The organism is Lysinibacillus sp. FSL L8-0312, assembly GCF_038003285.1.
Taxonomy (GTDB): Bacteria; Bacillota; Bacilli; order Bacillales_A; family Planococcaceae; genus Lysinibacillus; species Lysinibacillus fusiformis_D.
The window spans coordinates 3,415,863-3,435,202 of the sequence record NZ_JBBOOV010000001.1; the positions used below are offsets into that span (position 1 = coordinate 3,415,863).

A 19,340-nucleotide genomic window follows, 5' to 3' on the forward strand; every position below is an offset into this window, starting at 1 on the left:
ATGAATATTTTCGGAAGCCAAACTACCATCAATGTAGTTTGGCTTTCATTTGAGAATCATTTTCAATTATAATGATAGTAGTAAAAAAGATAGGTAGGAGGAATTATGTGCATTATGAATGTTGATGACCATATATACCTGTGGGATCATGCTGCTATCAAAGTGCTAGATGTTCGGCATCAGATTATGAGGATGGGAGAAACATTACAGTCTTATAAAATGCCAGCTAATGGCTTTATTTTTGTTTCTCGAGGAAGGGCGCAAGTTCAGCTCAATCAAATCGAGTATATTATTCAGCAGTTTCAAGTCATACATGGTAGCAAAGGGACTATTTTAGATATTTTTCTAACGGAGGATGAGTTGGCGTATTATTTGATTTTTTATAAAGCGACCATGCCTAATCCTATGCGCCCGGAAGTATTACGCCTAATGGATAAAAGTAATCCATTTCAACTGCAATATAGCTATATACCCAGTTACCCGATTGCTATTTTTCACAAAGTTAAATTGATGGAGCAGGAGTGGAGGAAGTCTGGTGGAATAGATCGCTTTCATGTGAAATCATTATTCTATCAATTTGTTCATAATCTGCTACAGCAACTACATAGCCAAGGTATAGATATGATGAAGCCCGACCTTGTAGGACAGGTAATGAAATATTTACAAGAGCATTATGCACAGGCTTTGACACTAGAATCTATTGCAGCCAATTTGAATTATAGCGTTCCTTATTTAGCGTCCATTTTTAAAAAGAAAACGGGTTATAGTGTAATTGACTATTTGATTCAGATTCGCCTTGATATAGCGGCAAATTTATTAGTAGAAACGGATGCCACATTGAAGGAAATTGCCGAAAATGTGGGCTATAAGGACCCTTATTATTTGAGCCGTCTTTTTAAAAAGCATAGGGGTGTTACGCCATTACGCTTTAGAAAACAAGAAAGAAAAAATGCTATACATCGTCCTCAAAATAGCATTGAATCGTCCATTGTTTGGAGACCAATATGGCGATATATTGATAGTGATAATCATTATCAATATAAGCGAGAGGAAGTTATACATATGCATAGAGGTTCAAGAGCTTCATTCACAGCAATGGCACTACTTTGTATTACGTTACTATTATCAGCATGTACGGGAGGTACTGTTAATCTAAACAATGAAACTACTGGACAAAATCAGACTGTAGTAGAAAGTCAGTCAGCTAGCTCTACTGAGACAAGGGTTTACAAAGACCTTCAAGGGACAGAAGTAGACATTCCTACAAATCCAGAACGAATTGTCCTTCAGGGTAATGCAATTGGTGATTTAATAGCATTAGGTATAGAGCCTGTTGGGGTAGATCGTCGTTTCATCGAGAGCGGTGTTTTAGAAGATAACGGGAAAATTAGTTCAACAGATATCGGCTTTCCAACAAATTTAGAGAAGGTACTGACGTTAAAGCCCGATTTGATTATGCTGTCATATATTATGGATAATGAGGTTGAAGAAGCTTCTAAAATTGCACCAACCGTTGTTTTCGATGGTATGCAGCCATTAAAGGATCGATTCCCAGTCGTTGCTGATATTGTTGGTAAAAAGGAAGAGGGAGAGCAGCTACTGAGGAAATATAATGAAGATGCCGATGCAATGTGGGAACAGCTTCGCGCAAATGGTAAGGTGGCTGAAGGAGAAACGGCTGTCGTATTCCAATTTTTTTGGAATAAAAAAATGTTCGTGATGAAAACAGGCGGGGTAGCAGGCTTGCTGTATCAAGACAAAGGATATACTATGGACGAAAAGGTACAGGCATTACAGCCAAATAGTGGGCCATATATTGAAATTACTAAAGAAACACTGCATGAGACACTTGTGGGTGATCAATTATTTGTATTAATTTCTGGAGATAAAGAGGCACAAAAGGCATTTGATGAATTAACACAAGAGCCATTGTGGAACTCCTTACCTGCCGTGAAGAACAATAAAGTTCACTTTATTGAGGATAAATGGAATTATGATGATATGACAACAAGTAACATGCTGTTAGAGGAATTTCCAAATATACTGAAAAAATAAGTAAACTAGAAAGGCTCGGGGAAATCCTTAGCCTTTTTTGTGTTTGCTAAATAAAGGCAGACGTTATCAAATCATCATCCAGCAGGGGCAATAGATAGTAAAGAGGACTATCAAAACTGTTAGAGAAATAGCTGGCTTTTCTAAAGAATTAAATACGATAAACTATGAAAGTCAAGCAATTATAGTTATCTATATTTGCTTGACTTGTTGTTGAAAAAAGGTAATGTCAACGGCATAATAAGCAATTTGGTAAGGCGAGGGGTTGATTTCCGTTCCGCCAGCGTCCTTTCCAGGGGGCGTCCGATGAGCCGCTTCACTCACTGCGTTCGCTCCAGGGTCTCCTCTGTGATGCTAAATCCCCTAGGAGTGACGCTGGCTCCACTCCAATCAACCATTCTGCAAAAGTGTCTTTTCCTGAACAAAATAGCCATTAAAAGTGATGTGTGACAACACCCCTCCATAAAAGAGTAATGAATACCTTCCCTTTTTTGCTAAAAAGTTAACATTTTTATTTTATGGATTGGAGTGGAAGGCTACTTGACTCCCGTGGGATAGCGAGACAGGCGAGCCCCTGCACGGAGCGGTAGCGGAGGAAGCGGCTCGGCGCTCGCCCACAGGAAAGCAAGTAGCCTGCAACGGAAATCCTTTTTCACCTTTCACATAAATTCTATGGATGGTTTTGTTTTTCAACACTAAGTCAAGCAATTATAGTTATCTATATTTGCTTGACTTTTAATGATAACTATTATCAATTATAATGACTCTATAATGATTGTTTCAATTATATTAAGGTGGATGCAAAATGTATAGATTAATGGACACAGCAATAATTGAATGGAAAGAAAAGGTTAATACATATTCACTTCATACAAAATTTCCAACCTTATTAGCTTGCGACGTTGCTACCAAAATTTCCTTAGATGGAAAATGGTTATGTTTAGATAAAAATGAAATGATATATCTTAGTGCGGGAAAAATAGCAAAGTTAGAAAAAGCAAATCACCAAGTTGTTCATTTATACATTGTATCTTTTCAAATGTACAGTCTTACTGAAGAAAATGCTGATTTATTGCTTTATCGTGTCGATCATAAACAATTGCCTGCCCATGGCTCAATTGCTAGTGTAGAAACATTATCGTATCGTGCTGTTACTCTTCTTCAAGAGCTTGTAGGTGAGATAGACGTAGGTGAACAGCATTTTCATAGTAGACAAAATTTTTTGTTGGAGGAAATATTACATTTATTTATCCAAGCTTTAAAGCCGTATAAAGAGAAAGTAGATTTGATTATGCGAGAAGCTCTAGCATATATCAATCGCCATTATGATCAAAATCTAAATCGTTCACAATTAGCAGAGCTTATGGGTTTTAATCCAAGTTATTTTTCAAGATTGTTTCAACAACAAATAGGGCGTAGTTTCTCGAACCATTTGATGAGAGTGAGAATAGACAAAGCCAAAATGTATCTTCTTTCGACGGATGCCACATTGAACGAGATTGCGAGAAAAGTTGGCTATACAGATGGACTCTATTTAAGCCGAAAGTTTAAACAAATTGTTGGTGTATCGCCAAGTGAGTATCGGTATAGACCAAAGCCGAGACGTATTGTAGCATTCCAATATAGTGGTGCTTTACTTGCTTTAGGCATACAGCCAATTGCTGCTCCTTTTACACCATGGGAAGTATCACCGCTTATACATCGTGAGCTTAGTGGTACGATTGATCTGGAGCAAGATAGAACTCATCAACTGGAGAAAATGGACATCGACCTAATCATTGTGCCTGAATATTTATATTATTGTCCAGGCAAGTTAGAAAAATTGGAGCAACTTGCACCCATTTTGGTTTTGCCATGGAATCAATTAGATCGACTTGAAGAAGTTAAGCTTATAGGGAAAATTCTTGGATGTGAGGCAGAGGCAACGATGTGGGTTGAGCATTATCAATCCATTACACATACAGCAGCTGCTAAGCTCGAATTCATTATACAACCTCACGAAACAGTAGGTTTATATGAGGTATGGGAGGATCATACAATATGTATTTGGAATACCACTGCAAGAGCTACCTATAATTTATATAATGGCTTAAAGTTAACTCCTCCTCCACGTATTCAGCAAGAGGTGCTCGAAGTAAATAGTCATCTTTTTATAGAGGAAAATATATTATCTAACTACGCTGCTAACCACATGTTTGTTGTCCTCACAGAAGATTATTATCAAGATTTTCCAAATAAGTTATTAAAGCATAAAGCTTGGAAGCAGCTATTAGAAGATCCAACAAGGAACATTTATCCGATTAAGCTGAATGATTTTTGGTGCAATGATGGATTAACGCTAGAAAAACAACTTAGTATTATGCTAGAAAAGCTATATAATCATTAATAATGAAGCCAATGTCACTTTTGTCCATATGCAAGTTCTCACATTTTGAAATAGACGATTGAAGAAGAGACCATTACGATAAGGATATTGATTGAGAAAGATTATCATTATCGATAGGAGTGGAAAAAATGGTCAAGGCTAGGCAAAGAATTTGGATAGGGTTAATGATGCTACTGTTGATTTTAATTGTTTTAGGTGGCTGTAGCAAAGCGACAGAAAGCCCTCAGTCAGAGTCAAAAAGTAATTCAGAAACAGATACAAAAATTATTAAAACAGTTGATGGTGATGTTGAAATACCTGCCAATCCTCAACGAATCGTTACGCAAGGGTATTTAGCAAATTTTTTAGTTTTTGATGTTAAACCAGTCGGTGCACCATATTGGGAAATGGAAAGCCCTTATACTATGGAATTAAGTGAAGGGATCACAGATATTGGTCAAATTGATGGAGGCTCGGTTGAAAAAATTTTATCACTTAAACCTGATTTAATAGTCACGGTTGGAGGAGATGAAAAATTAAATGAGCAATACCGCAAGATTGCCCCTACATTGGTCATCCCTTATGGTACATATCATGAAGTTCATGACGAAATGAGAGCTTTTGGGGAGATTTTAGGAAAAGAGAAGGAAGCGGAAAAATGGCTAAAAGAATTTGATAAAAAAGTAGCGAAGGCAAAGGACTCTATTAAAGGGTTAATTAGAGAAGGAACGACTTTTTCTCTTATGGGTCCGTTTGGAAAGGATTTTTATGTCTATGGTGATGGTGTAAATCGTGGTGGACAAGCAATTTATCAGCAGCTAGGTTTAACACCACCGAAATTAGTACGCAAGGATTTAATTGAGCCAAAAATTAATGCACTGAGTATTTCACAGGAAAAGATTGCAGATTATGCAGGTGACTATATCTTTTTAGACATTTCAGGAGAAGCGGAATTTGATGAGAATGACCCTGTATGGTCAACGATTGATGCAGTTAAAAATAATAAAGTATTCTACTTAAATCCCGAACGTTTCTGGCCATATGATCCAATTGCAGTGGAATCACAGGTTGAAGAAATTGCTAAAATGTTAAAGAACCATTTAGAGCAAGAGAAGTAAATGCTACAAAAAAGCCCAAGTGGATAAATTACCACTTGGGTCTTCTACTAGGAATCCAAAAAACGGGGAAGACGACTAAGCATACAAGGGAGGACGCTCACATGGTCCTCCTCATCAAATTTCACATAATCAGTAAGAATGTTTTTGTCGCTTAAACGTTTCATTTGTTCAGCTGCTTGATCAGCTCCTTCAAGCATATCTGGCAGCTCGTTAGCGCCGATTGTAAGTAAGAGATTAATAGTATGCTGACTGTTCCAAGTTTCAGCAAATTTGTCTATTTCTTTTAGTACGGCATTGTTAGCCCACCAAACAGAGGGGCTTCCGACTACTACATGACTAAATAAATTTGGTCTCGCACATAGAGCATACAGTGTGAAAAGACCGCCTAATGAATGACCAACAACCGCTTGTTTCTTCTTATTGACTGGCCACTCCTTTGCGATAGCAGGCATTAGCTCATGCTCAATAAAGTCTAGGAATTCATTGGCTTTGCCATTAGGAGGCCAAGGCGATCCATCTGGACGTGGTGGTAGCTGAGCTTCACTAACAGGTAGTGTAAAATCATTGCAACGTCGTTCCATATCAAAGGGTTCCTTTGAGGGATAGCCAATCCCAATAACAAGAATTGGCTCATAGCCTTTTGGTTTACGTGTTTGTAATTTTACTGCCTCAGCGAGCGTTGGAAAAAGAGCGTCCCCATCTAAGGCATATATAACAGTATAGCCATCTGCTGGTGGTGCTTCTGTTGGGGCAGCAATTAAAATTCGATAGTCAAGCTGTTGACGAGATGTCATGGCAACTTCAAAGTAGTTATCTGATGTATAAGGTTTCTTTGTCATTGTTGTCATGGCGCTAAAAACTCCAATACATCCTCTATCACTTTTCCTTGTGCATGAATACCACCATTTAGCCAATAATCCTCGGATGTTTCAAATACTTGATTATGTTTGAAGGCAGCTGTACTTTGCCAAATTTTACTGTCCTTCAACTCATTTATAAATTCATCTCCAAGATTGCCATCATTGATTAGGAAAATATAATCGGCATCAAGTTCAGGTAGAATTTCTAATGATACTTCAAAGGCACCATTTTTCACGTAGCTGCTTTGTTCAAATCCTAATTCATGTGTTAAGACATACCCACTGAAATACTCATCAGTCATGAAAAACATTCCTTTTGCATTAAAGCGAATTAACGCAACCTTTTTACCTTCTGTGATGGGGGCTAGCTTTGTTTTTGCTGCATCCACCTTTTCTTGATAGCCTTGTAAAGCTTGCTCAGCCTTGTCTGGTTCATCAAGTAATTGCCCTAAAATTTTAATAGAGCCTTCTAAATCGCTTGCAGCATTATTAAATACATAGGTTGGAGCAATTTTGGCATATTTTTCGTATGTGCCATTTTCCACATAAAATGAATTGTGCAAAATAATTAAATCTGGTTTATTAGCCATAATTGATTCGGCTGAAGGGGGACCACTTGCAAAGCTAATTTCAGGTACGCCTTGTAGCTGATCTTGTAAATAGAGCTGTGGTTTAACACCATTCGACCATTGCATAATAGGCTTGATGCCAAAAGCTAATAACGAATCCTCCATAACAGGTGCAAATATTTTTGTAGGCTTATCAGGTAGTGTCACATCATTGCCAACCTCATCTTTTATTGTTAATGGATAAACACTTTGCTCCTTCGTATTTTCTGAGTCAGCCTGTTCTTCTTTATTACTTGATTGGTCATTGCATGCCGAAAGTATGCCAATAGCAAGCAATAACATCGCTAATATATAGGCAGATTTTAAAATCGTTTGACAGTGATTACGACAATTTTGTTTCATTGTTCATCAAAGTCTCCTTCCATTGATAATCATTCTCAAATGGAATTATAAATCACTGTCTGATAGGATACCATGGACGGAAACAGGAAAAGGGTTTGGATTTTTTCCGGTTAACATCAGCAACATTTCATCTAGCATTCGGTTTATAGCAATAGCAGAGTATTCGAACCAAGGATTTGATGGCAAAACATATACATGTCCATTTTTTACGGCTTGGAGCTCTTTCCAATGATCGAGGTATTGTAAAGTGAGCCAATAATTCCGAGTGGGCGAATCTGGGCAAATGATAAATAGTAGACGGTCTGGATTTATATCTACTAGCTGTTCAAGTGTAATAGGTTCGTTACATGTTTGTTGTTGCGCATCAACAAGACGAAGCTGCAAATCCGTAAAGAGCACATCCTGAATGCCTTTATTACAATATAAAAATAATTGGTCGCCACATAAACGGAGAACAGCAAAAGTATCCTCCCCAGTCACTCCTTTGATATCTTGTTTAGCCTGTAATACCTTTTGTTCATATGTTTGAATGAAATGCTCACCCACGCTTTGTTTTTTGACAGCAACAGCTATCTCTCTTAACTGTGTTCGCCAGTCCTTAGCTTGTATATAGACATTTTTAATACCCATTGTTTGAAGCCAATCAAGCATGGAGAGGGAGGGCTCCTCTTGGAAAATGTGAATGTCTGGCTTAGCAGAGGCTAATTTTCTAAAGTTGTCTTCGGACTCTGCATCAAAAATATTGACATGCACTTGAATTTTGTCTTGGTAATGGTTGTAATAATAAGGACTCCATTTAGCATTCAATGGAGCTGCAACAGGTATGATGCCAAGTGCTAATAAATTCCCGGTAGCTGAAACAGAAAAAGTAGAGATTCGCTGACGAGCTATTTTATTAAAAGCAGAAGGTGAAACCCCCACTTCCTTTTTAAACTTCCGACTAAAATAAAATTCATCACTGTATCCAACTTTTCTAGCGATTTCACGAAGCAATAGATCTGTATCACGCAATAGCTGCTTAGCATGTCCAATACGCAGCTCCGTTAAATAATCAGTGGCACTTTGACCGAATGCCTTTTTAAATGCCTCACCAAAGTAGCTAGAACTTAGACCAGAAATGAGTGCCAGATGCTCCATCGTGAGTGGTTGATGATGGTTTTTAGCAATATAATCTCGAATATCCTTTAATGAAATTTGAGTTGTCATTCTATCTGTTATGCTTTCCGTTTTCATGTAACATGTCACCCCTTGTATATAATTATGGGAATTACTTTGCAGTAACCAATAACTTTGGTAATGCACCGAGTAACTTCTCCCTTGTAAAGGCATCACTATAATTCCACTTTGTTGCATCCACTAAATAAACGTGGTTATTTTGTACGGCAGTGAGGCTTTTCCAAATATCACTTTGCATCAATTCCATCGTTGCCTTTTGCGATTCTGGTTTATCAGATAAAAGCATAAAAATTCGATCACCAGCGTATTGAGGCAAGTGGTCTATCGGTATTTCCTTATACCCCATGCTTGCTTGAAGTAATTTTTTTACTTGCGGGTGAGGCTGAAATCCATCTGGATGAAAAAGGGCAGGGGATAGACCTGTACAGCCCATGACATAAAGGCGTTTACCATGATCAAAGGTCAAAACTGATGCCGTTTCACCAGGCTCTACAACGGTTTGTAGCTGCTGCCACATAGTTTGTTCTTGGATTTTAAAACGTGTTAGCCAATTTTCTGCACATTGTTGTTGGCTTAGCCATTGTCCTAATAGACGGATGCGTTCTTCTAATGAATCCCAAGAATTTAGGGTAATAGTTGGAGCAATTGACGATAATGCCTGATATTGCCGTTCATCGTTATTTGTAAAAATGATTAAATCTGGATTAAGCTTTGAAGATTTTTCTAGATTGATTGGAAATGCTACATCTTGAATGTACGGAACATGGTTTTTATAAAAAGATTTACTAATAGAGTTTTTGTCACCACCTATTGGCTGTACATCAAAAATCAACATATCGCCAAATGTCTCTCCATGATAAATAATACGATGAGGAGAGGAAGGGATGACTACCTCATGTCCAGTCCAATCTTTTACAATTGTTCTTTGCTTATACTGCCGTGAAAACTGCTTTGGGGGAATCCCAATCACTTGTCGGAAGCGGCGATTAAAATAATATTCATCATCAAATCCAACTTGCTGTGCAATATCCTTTAATGGCTCATTTGTTTGTAGCAATAATTCCTTTGCATTGGTAAGACGTAAATCTGTAATATAATCTAACGGTTTTTTCCCTGTTAAAGTTTGAAAGATTGCGCTATATTGCCATTGAGCGATATGAGCTAGCTCTGACAGCTTTTTCACGGTTAAAGGCTGTTGATAGTAGCTATGTATATAGTTAATCGTTTCTTCAACCGACTTTGTCATTGTTAATTGGTAATTCACATGAAGCTGATGTTCAAATAATAAATTTAATAGTTCATACAAGATTCCGTGTTGTTTAAGATAATCTGATTTAGGCTTTAAATGATATAGATCTTCGGTAAGACGAATAAAGCGCGTATTTGGGTAAACGGTATACTCCACTTCATCAGAAAAAAGGGCTCCTAAATATGGAGAAGGGTACTCATGTTTTAGCTGAAAAGCTGTAAAAGTTATTTTATAGAAATGGAATTGCTTCGTTAGATCCGATAAATCTATCATAGAATGAGGTTGTATAAGAAAAATCTTCCCTTTCGTCACCAAATAGGGAATATCATCAATCGTTAATGTGCCACAGCCATCCATAAAAAATATCATCGTATGGTGAGAAGTTGAGATAAATGGATAGCTCTGTGAAATATAGTCGATATCTTCTAAATGAAATAGTAAATTATTGTTAAAAGAAGATGAAATATTGTCTTCCATCTGTTCACTTCCTTTCTAAATGAAAATGATTATCAATTAACTATATTGTATAAAAAGTAAAGAGACATTTCAACAAAGATGAAATGTCTCTTGCTATTTATTTTTTTAGCATAGTAGGTATTTGTGTTAACAGCCATTCTCTAGTTGAGGCATCGCTATCACTTTTTTGAATATCAATTGTGTAAACATGTCCATTTTTCACAGCAGGTAGGTTCTTCCAGATCGGGCTTTCCATCATTTCTTTTGTCGATTGTTTCGCCTCATCATCTACTGGTGTTAGGATGAAAATTCGATCACCAGCATATTCAGGGAGAAGTTCTGTGGAGATTTCAGCAAAGCCTGTTCCATCATCAAGTATTTTTTGTATTTTGTCACCAGGCTTAAGAACGTTTGAATCGTATAAAACTTGAGAAAGTCCAGCACGTGCCATTACAAATAATCGGTCTCCTGGATAATAGGTTAAAACCGATGCCGTTTCATCTGGTTTAACGCTACCATCAGCTACAAGTGAGTTCCACATTTTATCTGCTTTTTCTGTATAGTCATCTATCCATTGTGCTGCTTCATCTTTTTTATTAAGTATATCGCCTAGCTCTGTCAAACGTTGGTCCAAAGGCGCGAAAGTATCAAGCACTATGGTTGGAGCGATTTTAGAAAGCTGTGAATATGTCTTATCATCAGAAGTACCAATAATGATAAGGTCTGGTTTTAATGACAATGTTTTCTCAACATTTATAGGAAAACCAACGTCCTCTACATCTTTTACACGATCTTCCCAAGCATAATTTGTAATCCAGGAGAAGCCTGCACCAACTGTGTTGATATTCAATGCAAGCAAATCACCGTATCCTTCTCCATGATAAACCACTCTCTGTGGATTTACTGGAATTTCAACCTCATGATCTAGATAATCCTTATACAAACGAGTTGTTGCTTCAGTTGCTGTTGTCCCCTTTTTATTTGTTTCTTCATTGCTTGAACCACAAGCAACCATAAATATCCCCATCAGTAGTAATAGGCTACAAATGAGCATATGTCGATTTAATTTTTTCATGTCTATTCCTCCATAAATGATAATCATTATCGATATAGATTAGCATAATTTAGTCATTGTCCAAGGACAATGGACAAACAAAAGATGGGTCATTGAGGTTTATCCAAAAAGCGAATGTCTTCTCTTTTAAATGGCAGAAAATAAAATCCGTTTAACCGTATAAGCATCCTTCCATAGGTGGAAAATGGGCCTTTCATTGAACTAAGATGCATGTAATGAAAGGAGTATACAAATGAAAAAATTTTGGGTGTTTGTCTTAACAGGTATGCTATTAATTGTTACAACGACAGGATTTGCACGTATGGCCTATGGCATTATTTTACCGTTTATGCAGGAGGGGTTAAGCCTTACGACCTCTCAGTCTGGTTACTTAGGTACAATGCTGTTTTTAGGCTATTTACTAACTGTTGGACTTTCAGGAGTACTCACAATACGCATTGGTGCAAAAAATGTTCTGTTAGTTGGAGGAGTCTGTGTTGTTTTAGGATTGATGGGTCTAGTTTTCGTCACTAGTTTCTGGGAGGCTGCTATCACACTGTTTTTTGCAGGCGCTGGTAGTGCACTTGTGTATACACCACTACTATCTATAGCCATTAGGCTATACCCTAAGAAACGAGGGACTGTCATGGGGCTGTTAATGAGTGGAGCTGGAATTGGGATGCTTTTATCAGGCTTACTCGTCCCTTTTATGCTGCAACAATTTCCTACGTTAGGATGGCGAGGGGCGTGGTTAGTATTTGCGATTTTGACACTGATCGTCATGTTGTTAGCGTTCTGGACGATAAAGCAACCAAATCCTGTTAAGAAGGATACAATACAGGAAAAAACAACAGCATGGCGCAATAAGCAGCTATATATCATTGCAGGTATTTATTTTGCTGTTGGTCTAGTCTATCTTATTCCTAATCTATACCAAACAAGCTATATGAAAAGCCTTGGGCTATCCAATGGACTAGCAGGTTCCATTTATGCCATTGCGGGAATCGTGTCGATTGGAGGCGCTCCATTCTGGGGAATGTTAGCAGATAAAATGGGTGTTAAAAAGGCATTAACAGCGGCTTTACTACTATCGGTTGTCGGCGATTTACTACCAATAGTGTTTGAAAATATTGGAGGGTTTATATTATCCTCTATTATTTGGGGTTCATCACTCGGTGGTGTTCTTGTCTTGATTCAGATGAAGGCAAGCCAGCAAGTGCCACCTCCATATATTGCATCTGCCATCGGATTTATTTCCATTTTTTATGCAGTTGGTCAAATGATGGGGCCTGGTTTAGCAGGTTGGTTAATTGAGCATGTTGGAGGATTTCCAGTTGCTTATGGCTTTGGAGCGATAGTTTTCTTTATATGTATCCTGCTAGCATTTACAATGACTACTGCAACAACAGAAGAATTCTAAATTTCATAGCGGAAACGATGTACCTTTGCTATACTTTGGTTAATTATTGATAATCATTCTCAATAAAATACTGAGGGATGGTGAACGCTATGAATATCGACTTTCATCAAAATTTTACTCAATTTTTTCATGCATTAGAGATACTAAAACCACAGGAAAATGCAACACAATATATGACATTCCAATCATCGATAAAGGAAGGGGCAATACATCGTTTTATGCCTCGTGCAGATTTAGAGGTGGTTGTATCGGATTATTCATTTCATCAAGAACATCGAATGTATATCTCTACAGCGAAGCCAATGGTGGAAGTTAGCTACTGCTTGCAAGGGACACGTGGCGTTCATATTTCTAATTGTGAATATGAAGTAACGCCAGGAACATGTACTTTGCAATTAATGGAGCAAGTAGAGGCAAATTTTTTATTTAATAAAGATGAGTCTTATCAGATGGTTGGCATCGGTATTCCCGTAACAACTTTTAATCATTACATGGAAAAAATCAATGGCAATGGCGGTGCTACCAAGTTTTCTAAGGTTCTTCAAGGATATCCCTATCGTTTGTTTCAAGAGAAGATAGATTCGCTTGATTTGTTTATGGTAAAACAGCTGCTAGAAGGGATAGCAGCTAATCGGATGACTAATTTGGAGTTAGAAAGCATGGCTTTACAGCTTTTAACGAGAACATTTCAAACCTTTTTCTCTCATCCTACTAATTCAATGGAATTTTCACAGGACGATAGAGCTAAACTATCTCAAGCAAAAGCCATCATGGCAGGAAATATAGTGAATCCTCCTTCACTCATGGAGCTGTCTCGTTTAATTGGCTTAAATGATTATAAGTTGAAAAAAGGATTTAAAGAAATGTATGGCACTACAGTATTTGGCTACTTACGTGAGCAACGATTAGAAAAGGCTTGTTATTTACTACAAAATGGAACAATGAATGTCATGGAAGTGGCAAATGCTGTCGGGTATTCGAATCCAAGTCATTTTGCTGAGGTTTTTAAGGAGAGGTATGGGCTGAGTCCTCGAGAATTTGTAAAATATAGTTCACACTAAAACCCCTCCAGCGTTATGTTGACGCTGGAGGGGTTTTCTTACTTAGCAATGCTATCTACGACATTTTGAATGATTTGCCGATTAGCAATAGCCCCTGAATATAACCAACTTGAATTTTGGTCAAATTCATAAACATGGCCATTTTTAATAGCAGGTATATTTGCTAAGAGTGGATCACTTAATAATTCAGTGCTGCCTGTATGATCACTGTTAATAACAAAAAGATAGTCAGCATCTATTTGTATAAATTTTTCTAAAGAAACCTGTGACCAATCACCAGCAGCAGAGGCTGATACCTCTTTTACTAAGGTTGGTGTTTGTAGTCCGAGATCCTCATAAAGAACAACACCGCTAGAAGCTGTGTCACTTACCATATAAATTGTATTTTTAATATTCCAGATGACAGTGGCAGAAGGGCTTCCAACTTTGTTGTGAATATCTTCTTTAGCTTCTTTAGCAAATTGATCATAATCTGCAAGGACTTTTTTTGCTGTATCTGTTTGACCAAAAATTTCGCCCATTGTTAAGAGCTTATTGCGCCAATTATTATCCTCTGCTCCCATGACATAAGTAGGCGCAATTTTGCTATATTGCTCGTATTTTTCACCTTCAGCAATTTCAGGTGAACCAATTACAATTAAATCCGGATTAAAGCTTGTAACAGCTTCGTAAGGAAGATCAAATTCAATTGTTGGGATGTCTTTTAATGAATCTTGAAGGTAGCCTTGGATAGAGGTACCTCCTTTGACTGACCATTGTGCAACTGGCTTTATGCCCAATGCTACAAGGTGATCTTCTAAATAGGGTGCAATGACATGCTGAGGATTTTTGGGAATGGTCACTGCATGACCGATGGCATCTGTTAAAACCCGATTAGTGCTCTTTTCATTTGTTGTATCGGATAAGGAAGATGGTTGATTTCCACATGCAGCTAATAGGATGGAAATAATAAAAATGCCTATTAACAAGACATTCTGTTTTATATATTTTGTCAAAACGATAAGCCTCCTAATTCAATTGATTTCTATCATGCTATTTCATTATAATGAAAATGATAATCAATATCAATTTGATGTTTAGGAGATAAAACGAAATGAACAAAGATCGTCAGTTACTGTCCCATATTTTTTATCAACCTATTCAAATAGTGACATTACAAGAAATGTTAAATGACAAAGCAGCACATTTCACACATCCTATTATTGTCATCATTTATGAGGGACAAGTAGAGTGCACCCACCAAGGTAAGAAGATTCAGCTTAGTTCAAATTCTGTTATGCTGTTGAACGATACTGACGATTTTCATCTACTTGAAACAGGTGAAAGTAGCGGAATCGTCATTCAATACTGTGCATATGGCTCTAAAACGGATCATTTATTACAAGATGCTATTTTAATTGAACATGGCTCCTATCGGCTCATGAATCTAGCTAAAGAAATAGAAAAGGAAGCGGACGCCCAAGGTAACAATCCGTTTCACTTACAAAAATTATTTGGTGAAATGCTTGAAGTGTTATACAACCATTTACGTGATAATACACAACAACAACTATGGATTGATAAGGTACTTCATTATATCAACCTACATTTTCGTGAAGAATTAACAAGGGAGCAGCTGGCTGAAAATGCACAAGTAAGTCCTGAGCATTTTTCACGTACCTTCCACAAGCATACTGGTCATACATATAGTGAATATTTAACGTTGCTAAGAATACGAGAATCCCAGAAAAAGCTGTTGTTAGCGATGCCGAAATTAGATGATCTTGCCCAGGAGGTTGGCTACCGTGAGGGTACTTATTTAAGTAGGAAATTTAAAGAATTAGTGGGTATGTCACCGACAGTTTATTATCAAAAATCGAAGCGTGTCATTGCGCTTAATACCAATCATACAGCCTGCTTACTTGCTCTGGGCATTACGCCAGTGTTGGGGGTGTATTCTCCATTTCTGGAGGGCATCGAGCCAGTACCCTCTTTGCAGAGGCTTAAAGGCTATGAGTATGCTATTACGTCAAATTATCAGGAGATAACCGCAGCATGTCCAGATGTCATTGTTAACTACAGTGGTGGCAAGGAGAAACAAGCATTACTGTCAGTAGCCCCTGTATTCGAGCTACCATGTAGACAATTGAGTTGGCGAGAGCAATTTGGGCTGATTGCCGATATTGTTGATAGGCGAGAAGTGTGTAAGAGCTGGCTTCAGCAATATGATGAACAAATAGCGCATTGTAACTATATTCTTGATCAACAACTTGGGTCAAGAAGGGGTACCGCTATTGTTTGGGAAATAGGTAGTCATCAAGCATATTGTTTAAATAGTAGTCATGGGAGAGGAAGTCATATATTATATGAGGATTTAGGCTTTAGTCGACCAGATGCGATAGTCACGAAAAACATTGAACAAACAGGCTACTTAACAGTAGATATTGAAGATATTGTGTACTTTCCAGCTGATTATATATTCGTTACGGCTCTTCCTACAACAGATTTTGGAAAGGAGTGTCTCTTAACAGTATTGCAGTCAGAAAAATGGCGGTCACTTACGGCAGTGCAAAAGAAGCAGATGTACTTTATGAATCAATATGAATTATTTTATGGCTATGACCCATTATCTACAGTGGCTCAATTACAAAAATTAATGGAAGTACTAACATCATAAAAGTACAAGGGAACAAATCACTTCCATGCATAGACAGTTATTTTACTTTCTTCTACAATTATTGAGAATGATTATCAACTAATGTGTATGGAGGGAAAAAATGCTTAGACAAAATAGAAAATTCATAGCACCACTGTTTCTTCTATTACTTCTTTTGTTAACGGCTTGTGGGGAAAATGAAAAAAACACTAGTTCAACTACAGAACAAGATACAAAAGAAGCAGAGACAAAAACGGTCCAGACGACAAATGGCGAAATTGTTATTCCGACTAATCCACAGCGTATCGTAGCAGAGGAATATATTGCTAGTTTGCTTGTATTGGACGTGAAACCAGTGGGAGCTCCTGGGTTGGCTCTTGAAAACTATTATTTAAAGGATGGATTAAAGGATGTAGAAGAAATCGGTGATTATGGAAAACCATCGATTGAAAAAGTTATATCACTCAAACCAGATTTAATTATTACGGGCAATGGGGAAAATTACGATGCTTTAAGTAAAATTGCACCGACAGTTGTCATCCCTTATGGTGAATTAAAGAATGCACATGAAGAGCTTACATATTTTGGTGAATTGCTTGACAAAGAGCAGGAAGCGAAGGATTGGCTCGCACAATACGATCAAAAGATTGCCAATGCAAAAGCACTGGTAGATGCGATTATTCCAGAGGATGCAAGCTTTTCTATTATTGAAGATGCAGGCAAATCTTATTATGCTTATGGCGATAACTTTGGACGTGGTGGACAGCCAGTTTATCAGTCGCTTGGTCGTAAGCCACCCGCTAAAGTAGCAGACGAAATTATGGAAAAGCAGTGGGTTGAAATTTCAAAAGAGGTGCTAGCAGATTATACAGGAGACTACATCATTTTAACTGCAGATGGTCGCACAGTTGAAGATTTTAAAAATGATCCAATATGGGGCAGCCTACCAGCTGTAAAAAACGATCATCTTTATGTTTGGCCTGAGGAACGTTCGTGGTACTATGACCCTACAGCAGTGTTGGCTCAGGTTGAGGAATTAACCAAATGGCTAACGACTAAAAAATAACAGGGTGAGTTGTGCAGATAATTTATTAGTACGATGGTTTATAGCAAGTAAAAAAAGGAAGCAACTTTAGCAATAAAGGTGCTTCCAGACTGTAGACAAACTCGATGAATTTTGAGTTTGCTTACAGTCTTTTTTCTTTTACAATAAAATAAAGTAAAGCCGTTGATTTCCACTACGGGCGGACGCTTTCCGCGGGCGGGGTCGAGCTGCTTCCCTCGCTTCGCTCAGTCCAGGATCTCGACTTTCCCGCTTTTCCCGCAGGAGTCGCCGCCCTTCGTTCCAATCAACTTCTACATAAAGTACTCTATCTACATAGGGTGTTGAAAAGTAAACTTTTGAGGTGATGAAGCATGATGACGAAGAATCAAACCAATGAACGTGAACAATTAGAAATGTTAACGATTGATCAATTAGTTCCCCAAGATCATTTAGTACGAAAACTAGAGGCGGCTATTGATTTTTCATTTATCTATCCTTTAGTAGAAAACCTCTACTCTGCTAAAGGACGCCCTAGTATTGATCCTGTTGTTCTCTTTAAAATGACGTTTATTCAGTACGTTTTTGGTATACGGTCCATGCGTCAAACCATCAAAGAAATTGAAACCAATATGGCGTATCGTTGGTTTTTAGGATTTGGCTTCCATACAGAAGTCCCGCATTTCTCTACCTTCGGTAAAAATTATGCCCGCCGCTTTCAAGACACCGATATATTTGAACAGATATTCTATCGTATTTTAAAAGAGATTATGCATCAAGGACTCCTCCATGCAGACCATTTATTTATCGATTCTACGCATGTGAAAGCGAGTGCGAATAAACGGAAGTATGATAAAAAGGTCGTGCGAAAAGAAACACGGGCTTATGAAGAGAAGCTTCAATTAGAGTTAAATATGGATCGTGAAGAACACGGAAAAAAGCCCTTTCCCCCGGAGAAGTTTGAAAAGGAAGAATGGAAAGAAATAAAGGAAAGCACGACAGATCCTGAAAGTGGGTATTATGTGAAGGATGAACGTACGAAGCAGTTTGCATATTCCTTTCATGCAGCCACAGATGAAAAGGGCTTTGTCTTAGGTGCCATTGTGACTCCGGGAAATGTGCACGATAGCCATGTATTACAGCCACTTGTGGAAAGGGTCATTCAAAATGTTCAAAAACCATTAGCTGTTGCAGCAGATGCAGCCTATAAAACACCAGCGATTACGAACTTTTTGTTAGAGAATCAAATGTTGCCTGTTCTTCCGTATACACGTCCTAAAACGAAAGATGGATTCTTCCGAAAGCACGAGTATACATATGACGAGCACTATAATTGTTATCTTTGCCCACAAGGGCAGATATTGAAGTATGCGACAACGACGAAGGAAGGATATCGCCAATATAAATCGAATCCTTTGATTTGTGCGAAGTGTCCAAGCCTTTCCCAATGTACAGAAAGTAAGCATCATCAAAAACTCATTCAACGCCATATTTGGGAGTCGTATGTGGAGGAAGCTGAACATTTACGCCATTCCTATGACATCAAACAAATTTATGCAAAGCGCAAAGAAACGATTGAGCGTGTCTTTGCCGATGCAAAAGAAAAGCATGGTATGCGATGGACAACCTTAAGAGGTCTAAAAAAATTGTCCATGCAGGCGATGCTTACTTTTGCTGCCATGAATTTGAAGAAACTGGCTACTTGGACGTGGCAAGTAGCTTAAGAGAGCAACTAAGCTCGAAGAGTATGTTGAATTTGGTAGTATATTACCAAATGTTAAAAATAAAATAGGAAGAAAAATGACAAAAACCATCGAGAGTGAACTTCTCGATGGGCTTTTGTCTACGGTCTGGAAGCAACTTTAGCAATAAAGGTGCTTC

Annotated in this window: 14 protein-coding genes; 8 read left to right on the forward strand and 6 right to left on the reverse strand. The window is 37.9% G+C overall.

Annotated features, from left to right (window positions below; translation table 11 throughout):
• Nucleotides 1–114 precede the first annotated feature (114 nt).
• The 3 genes from MHI22_RS17240 (at nucleotide 115) to MHI22_RS17250 (ending at nucleotide 5,535) form a co-directional block, all read left to right on the forward strand.
• Nucleotides 115–2,055, forward strand: a complete 1,941-nt coding sequence (locus MHI22_RS17240) for an AraC family transcriptional regulator (protein ID WP_180957824.1) — start codon at nucleotides 115–117, stop codon at nucleotides 2,053–2,055.
• 802 nt (nucleotides 2,056–2,857) lie between these two features.
• Nucleotides 2,858–4,438: a helix-turn-helix domain-containing protein gene (locus MHI22_RS17245; protein ID WP_340812410.1), complete on the forward strand. Its 1,581-nt coding sequence runs from the start codon at nucleotides 2,858–2,860 to the stop codon at nucleotides 4,436–4,438.
• A gap of 128 nt (nucleotides 4,439–4,566) precedes the next feature.
• Nucleotides 4,567–5,535 carry an ABC transporter substrate-binding protein gene (locus MHI22_RS17250; protein ID WP_271912090.1) on the forward strand — a complete coding sequence of 323 codons (969 nt, stop codon included), beginning with the start codon at nucleotides 4,567–4,569 and terminating at the stop codon, nucleotides 5,533–5,535.
• Nucleotides 5,536–5,582: 47 nt separating this feature from the next.
• On the opposite strand, the gene MHI22_RS17255 is transcribed toward MHI22_RS17250, so the two are convergent.
• The 5 genes from MHI22_RS17255 to MHI22_RS17275 all read right to left on the reverse strand — a co-directional run bounded on the left by MHI22_RS17255 (nucleotide 5,583) and on the right by MHI22_RS17275 (nucleotide 11,322).
• Nucleotides 5,583–6,383: an alpha/beta hydrolase gene (locus MHI22_RS17255; RefSeq protein ID WP_036125805.1), complete on the reverse strand. Its 801-nt coding sequence runs from the start codon at nucleotides 6,381–6,383 to the stop codon at nucleotides 5,583–5,585.
• Nucleotides 6,380–7,366: an ABC transporter substrate-binding protein gene (locus MHI22_RS17260; protein WP_340812411.1), complete on the reverse strand. Its 987-nt coding sequence runs from the start codon at nucleotides 7,364–7,366 to the stop codon at nucleotides 6,380–6,382. The genes MHI22_RS17255 and MHI22_RS17260 overlap by 4 nt, the downstream gene beginning before the upstream one ends.
• A 45-nt stretch (nucleotides 7,367–7,411) precedes the next feature.
• Nucleotides 7,412–8,599: a helix-turn-helix domain-containing protein gene (locus MHI22_RS17265; RefSeq protein ID WP_101967031.1), complete on the reverse strand. Its 1,188-nt coding sequence runs from the start codon at nucleotides 8,597–8,599 to the stop codon at nucleotides 7,412–7,414.
• A gap of 34 nt (nucleotides 8,600–8,633) precedes the next feature.
• Complete coding sequence (locus MHI22_RS17270) at nucleotides 8,634–10,268, reverse strand: AraC family transcriptional regulator (RefSeq protein ID WP_340812412.1); 1,635 nt, start codon at nucleotides 10,266–10,268, stop codon at nucleotides 8,634–8,636.
• Nucleotides 10,269–10,365: 97 nt separating this feature from the next.
• Nucleotides 10,366–11,322: an ABC transporter substrate-binding protein gene (locus tag MHI22_RS17275; RefSeq protein WP_340812413.1), complete on the reverse strand. Its 957-nt coding sequence runs from the start codon at nucleotides 11,320–11,322 to the stop codon at nucleotides 10,366–10,368.
• 232 nt (nucleotides 11,323–11,554) lie between these two features.
• On the opposite strand from MHI22_RS17275, the gene MHI22_RS17280 reads away from it, so the two are divergent.
• Together MHI22_RS17280 and MHI22_RS17285 are read left to right on the forward strand one after the other, a co-directional pair.
• The gene (locus tag MHI22_RS17280; protein WP_340812414.1) at nucleotides 11,555–12,721 is read left to right on the forward strand and encodes an MFS transporter; all 1,167 of its coding nucleotides are present in this window, start codon (nucleotides 11,555–11,557) and stop codon (nucleotides 12,719–12,721) included.
• Nucleotides 12,722–12,810: 89 nt separating this feature from the next.
• Nucleotides 12,811–13,782 (forward strand): helix-turn-helix transcriptional regulator, encoded by a 972-nt coding sequence (locus tag MHI22_RS17285; RefSeq protein ID WP_036125819.1) that lies wholly within the window; start codon nucleotides 12,811–12,813, stop codon nucleotides 13,780–13,782.
• A 38-nt stretch (nucleotides 13,783–13,820) separates the two neighbouring features.
• Here MHI22_RS17285 and MHI22_RS17290 read toward each other — a convergent pair whose 3' ends face one another.
• Nucleotides 13,821–14,777: an ABC transporter substrate-binding protein gene (locus MHI22_RS17290; protein WP_340812415.1), complete on the reverse strand. Its 957-nt coding sequence runs from the start codon at nucleotides 14,775–14,777 to the stop codon at nucleotides 13,821–13,823.
• 98 nt (nucleotides 14,778–14,875) lie between these two features.
• On the opposite strand from MHI22_RS17290, the gene MHI22_RS17295 reads away from it, so the two are divergent.
• The 3 genes from MHI22_RS17295 (at nucleotide 14,876) to MHI22_RS17305 (ending at nucleotide 19,183) form a co-directional block, all read left to right on the forward strand.
• Nucleotides 14,876–16,438: an AraC family transcriptional regulator gene (locus MHI22_RS17295; protein ID WP_036125824.1), complete on the forward strand. Its 1,563-nt coding sequence runs from the start codon at nucleotides 14,876–14,878 to the stop codon at nucleotides 16,436–16,438.
• A 100-nt stretch (nucleotides 16,439–16,538) separates the two neighbouring features.
• Nucleotides 16,539–17,483, forward strand: a complete 945-nt coding sequence (locus tag MHI22_RS17300; protein WP_340812416.1) for an ABC transporter substrate-binding protein — start codon at nucleotides 16,539–16,541, stop codon at nucleotides 17,481–17,483.
• A gap of 350 nt (nucleotides 17,484–17,833) precedes the next feature.
• Nucleotides 17,834–19,183, forward strand: coding sequence for an IS1182-like element ISBsp5 family transposase (locus MHI22_RS17305; protein ID WP_340812417.1), 1,350 nt, complete (start codon nucleotides 17,834–17,836; stop codon nucleotides 19,181–19,183).
• Nucleotides 19,184–19,340 lie beyond the last annotated feature (157 nt).

Bases quoted from the DNA above. Each gene is read 5' to 3' on its own strand.
- MHI22_RS17240 (WP_180957824.1), top strand. From the start codon at position 115: ATGAATGTTGATGACCATATATACCTGTGGGATCATGCTGCTATCAAA.
- MHI22_RS17245 (WP_340812410.1), top strand. From the start codon at position 2,858: ATGTATAGATTAATGGACACAGCAATAATTGAATGGAAAGAAAAGGTT.
- MHI22_RS17250 (WP_271912090.1), top strand. From the start codon at position 4,567: ATGGTCAAGGCTAGGCAAAGAATTTGGATAGGGTTAATGATGCTACTG.
- MHI22_RS17255 (WP_036125805.1), bottom strand. From the start codon at position 6,383: ATGACAACAATGACAAAGAAACCTTATACATCAGATAACTACTTTGAA.
- MHI22_RS17260 (WP_340812411.1), bottom strand. From the start codon at position 7,366: ATGAAACAAAATTGTCGTAATCACTGTCAAACGATTTTAAAATCTGCC.
- MHI22_RS17265 (WP_101967031.1), bottom strand. From the start codon at position 8,599: ATGAAAACGGAAAGCATAACAGATAGAATGACAACTCAAATTTCATTA.
- MHI22_RS17270 (WP_340812412.1), bottom strand. From the start codon at position 10,268: ATGGAAGACAATATTTCATCTTCTTTTAACAATAATTTACTATTTCAT.
- MHI22_RS17275 (WP_340812413.1), bottom strand. From the start codon at position 11,322: ATGAAAAAATTAAATCGACATATGCTCATTTGTAGCCTATTACTACTG.
- MHI22_RS17280 (WP_340812414.1), top strand. From the start codon at position 11,555: ATGAAAAAATTTTGGGTGTTTGTCTTAACAGGTATGCTATTAATTGTT.
- MHI22_RS17285 (WP_036125819.1), top strand. From the start codon at position 12,811: ATGAATATCGACTTTCATCAAAATTTTACTCAATTTTTTCATGCATTA.
- MHI22_RS17295 (WP_036125824.1), top strand. From the start codon at position 14,876: ATGAACAAAGATCGTCAGTTACTGTCCCATATTTTTTATCAACCTATT.
- MHI22_RS17300 (WP_340812416.1), top strand. From the start codon at position 16,539: ATGCTTAGACAAAATAGAAAATTCATAGCACCACTGTTTCTTCTATTA.
- MHI22_RS17305 (WP_340812417.1), top strand. From the start codon at position 17,834: ATGATGACGAAGAATCAAACCAATGAACGTGAACAATTAGAAATGTTA.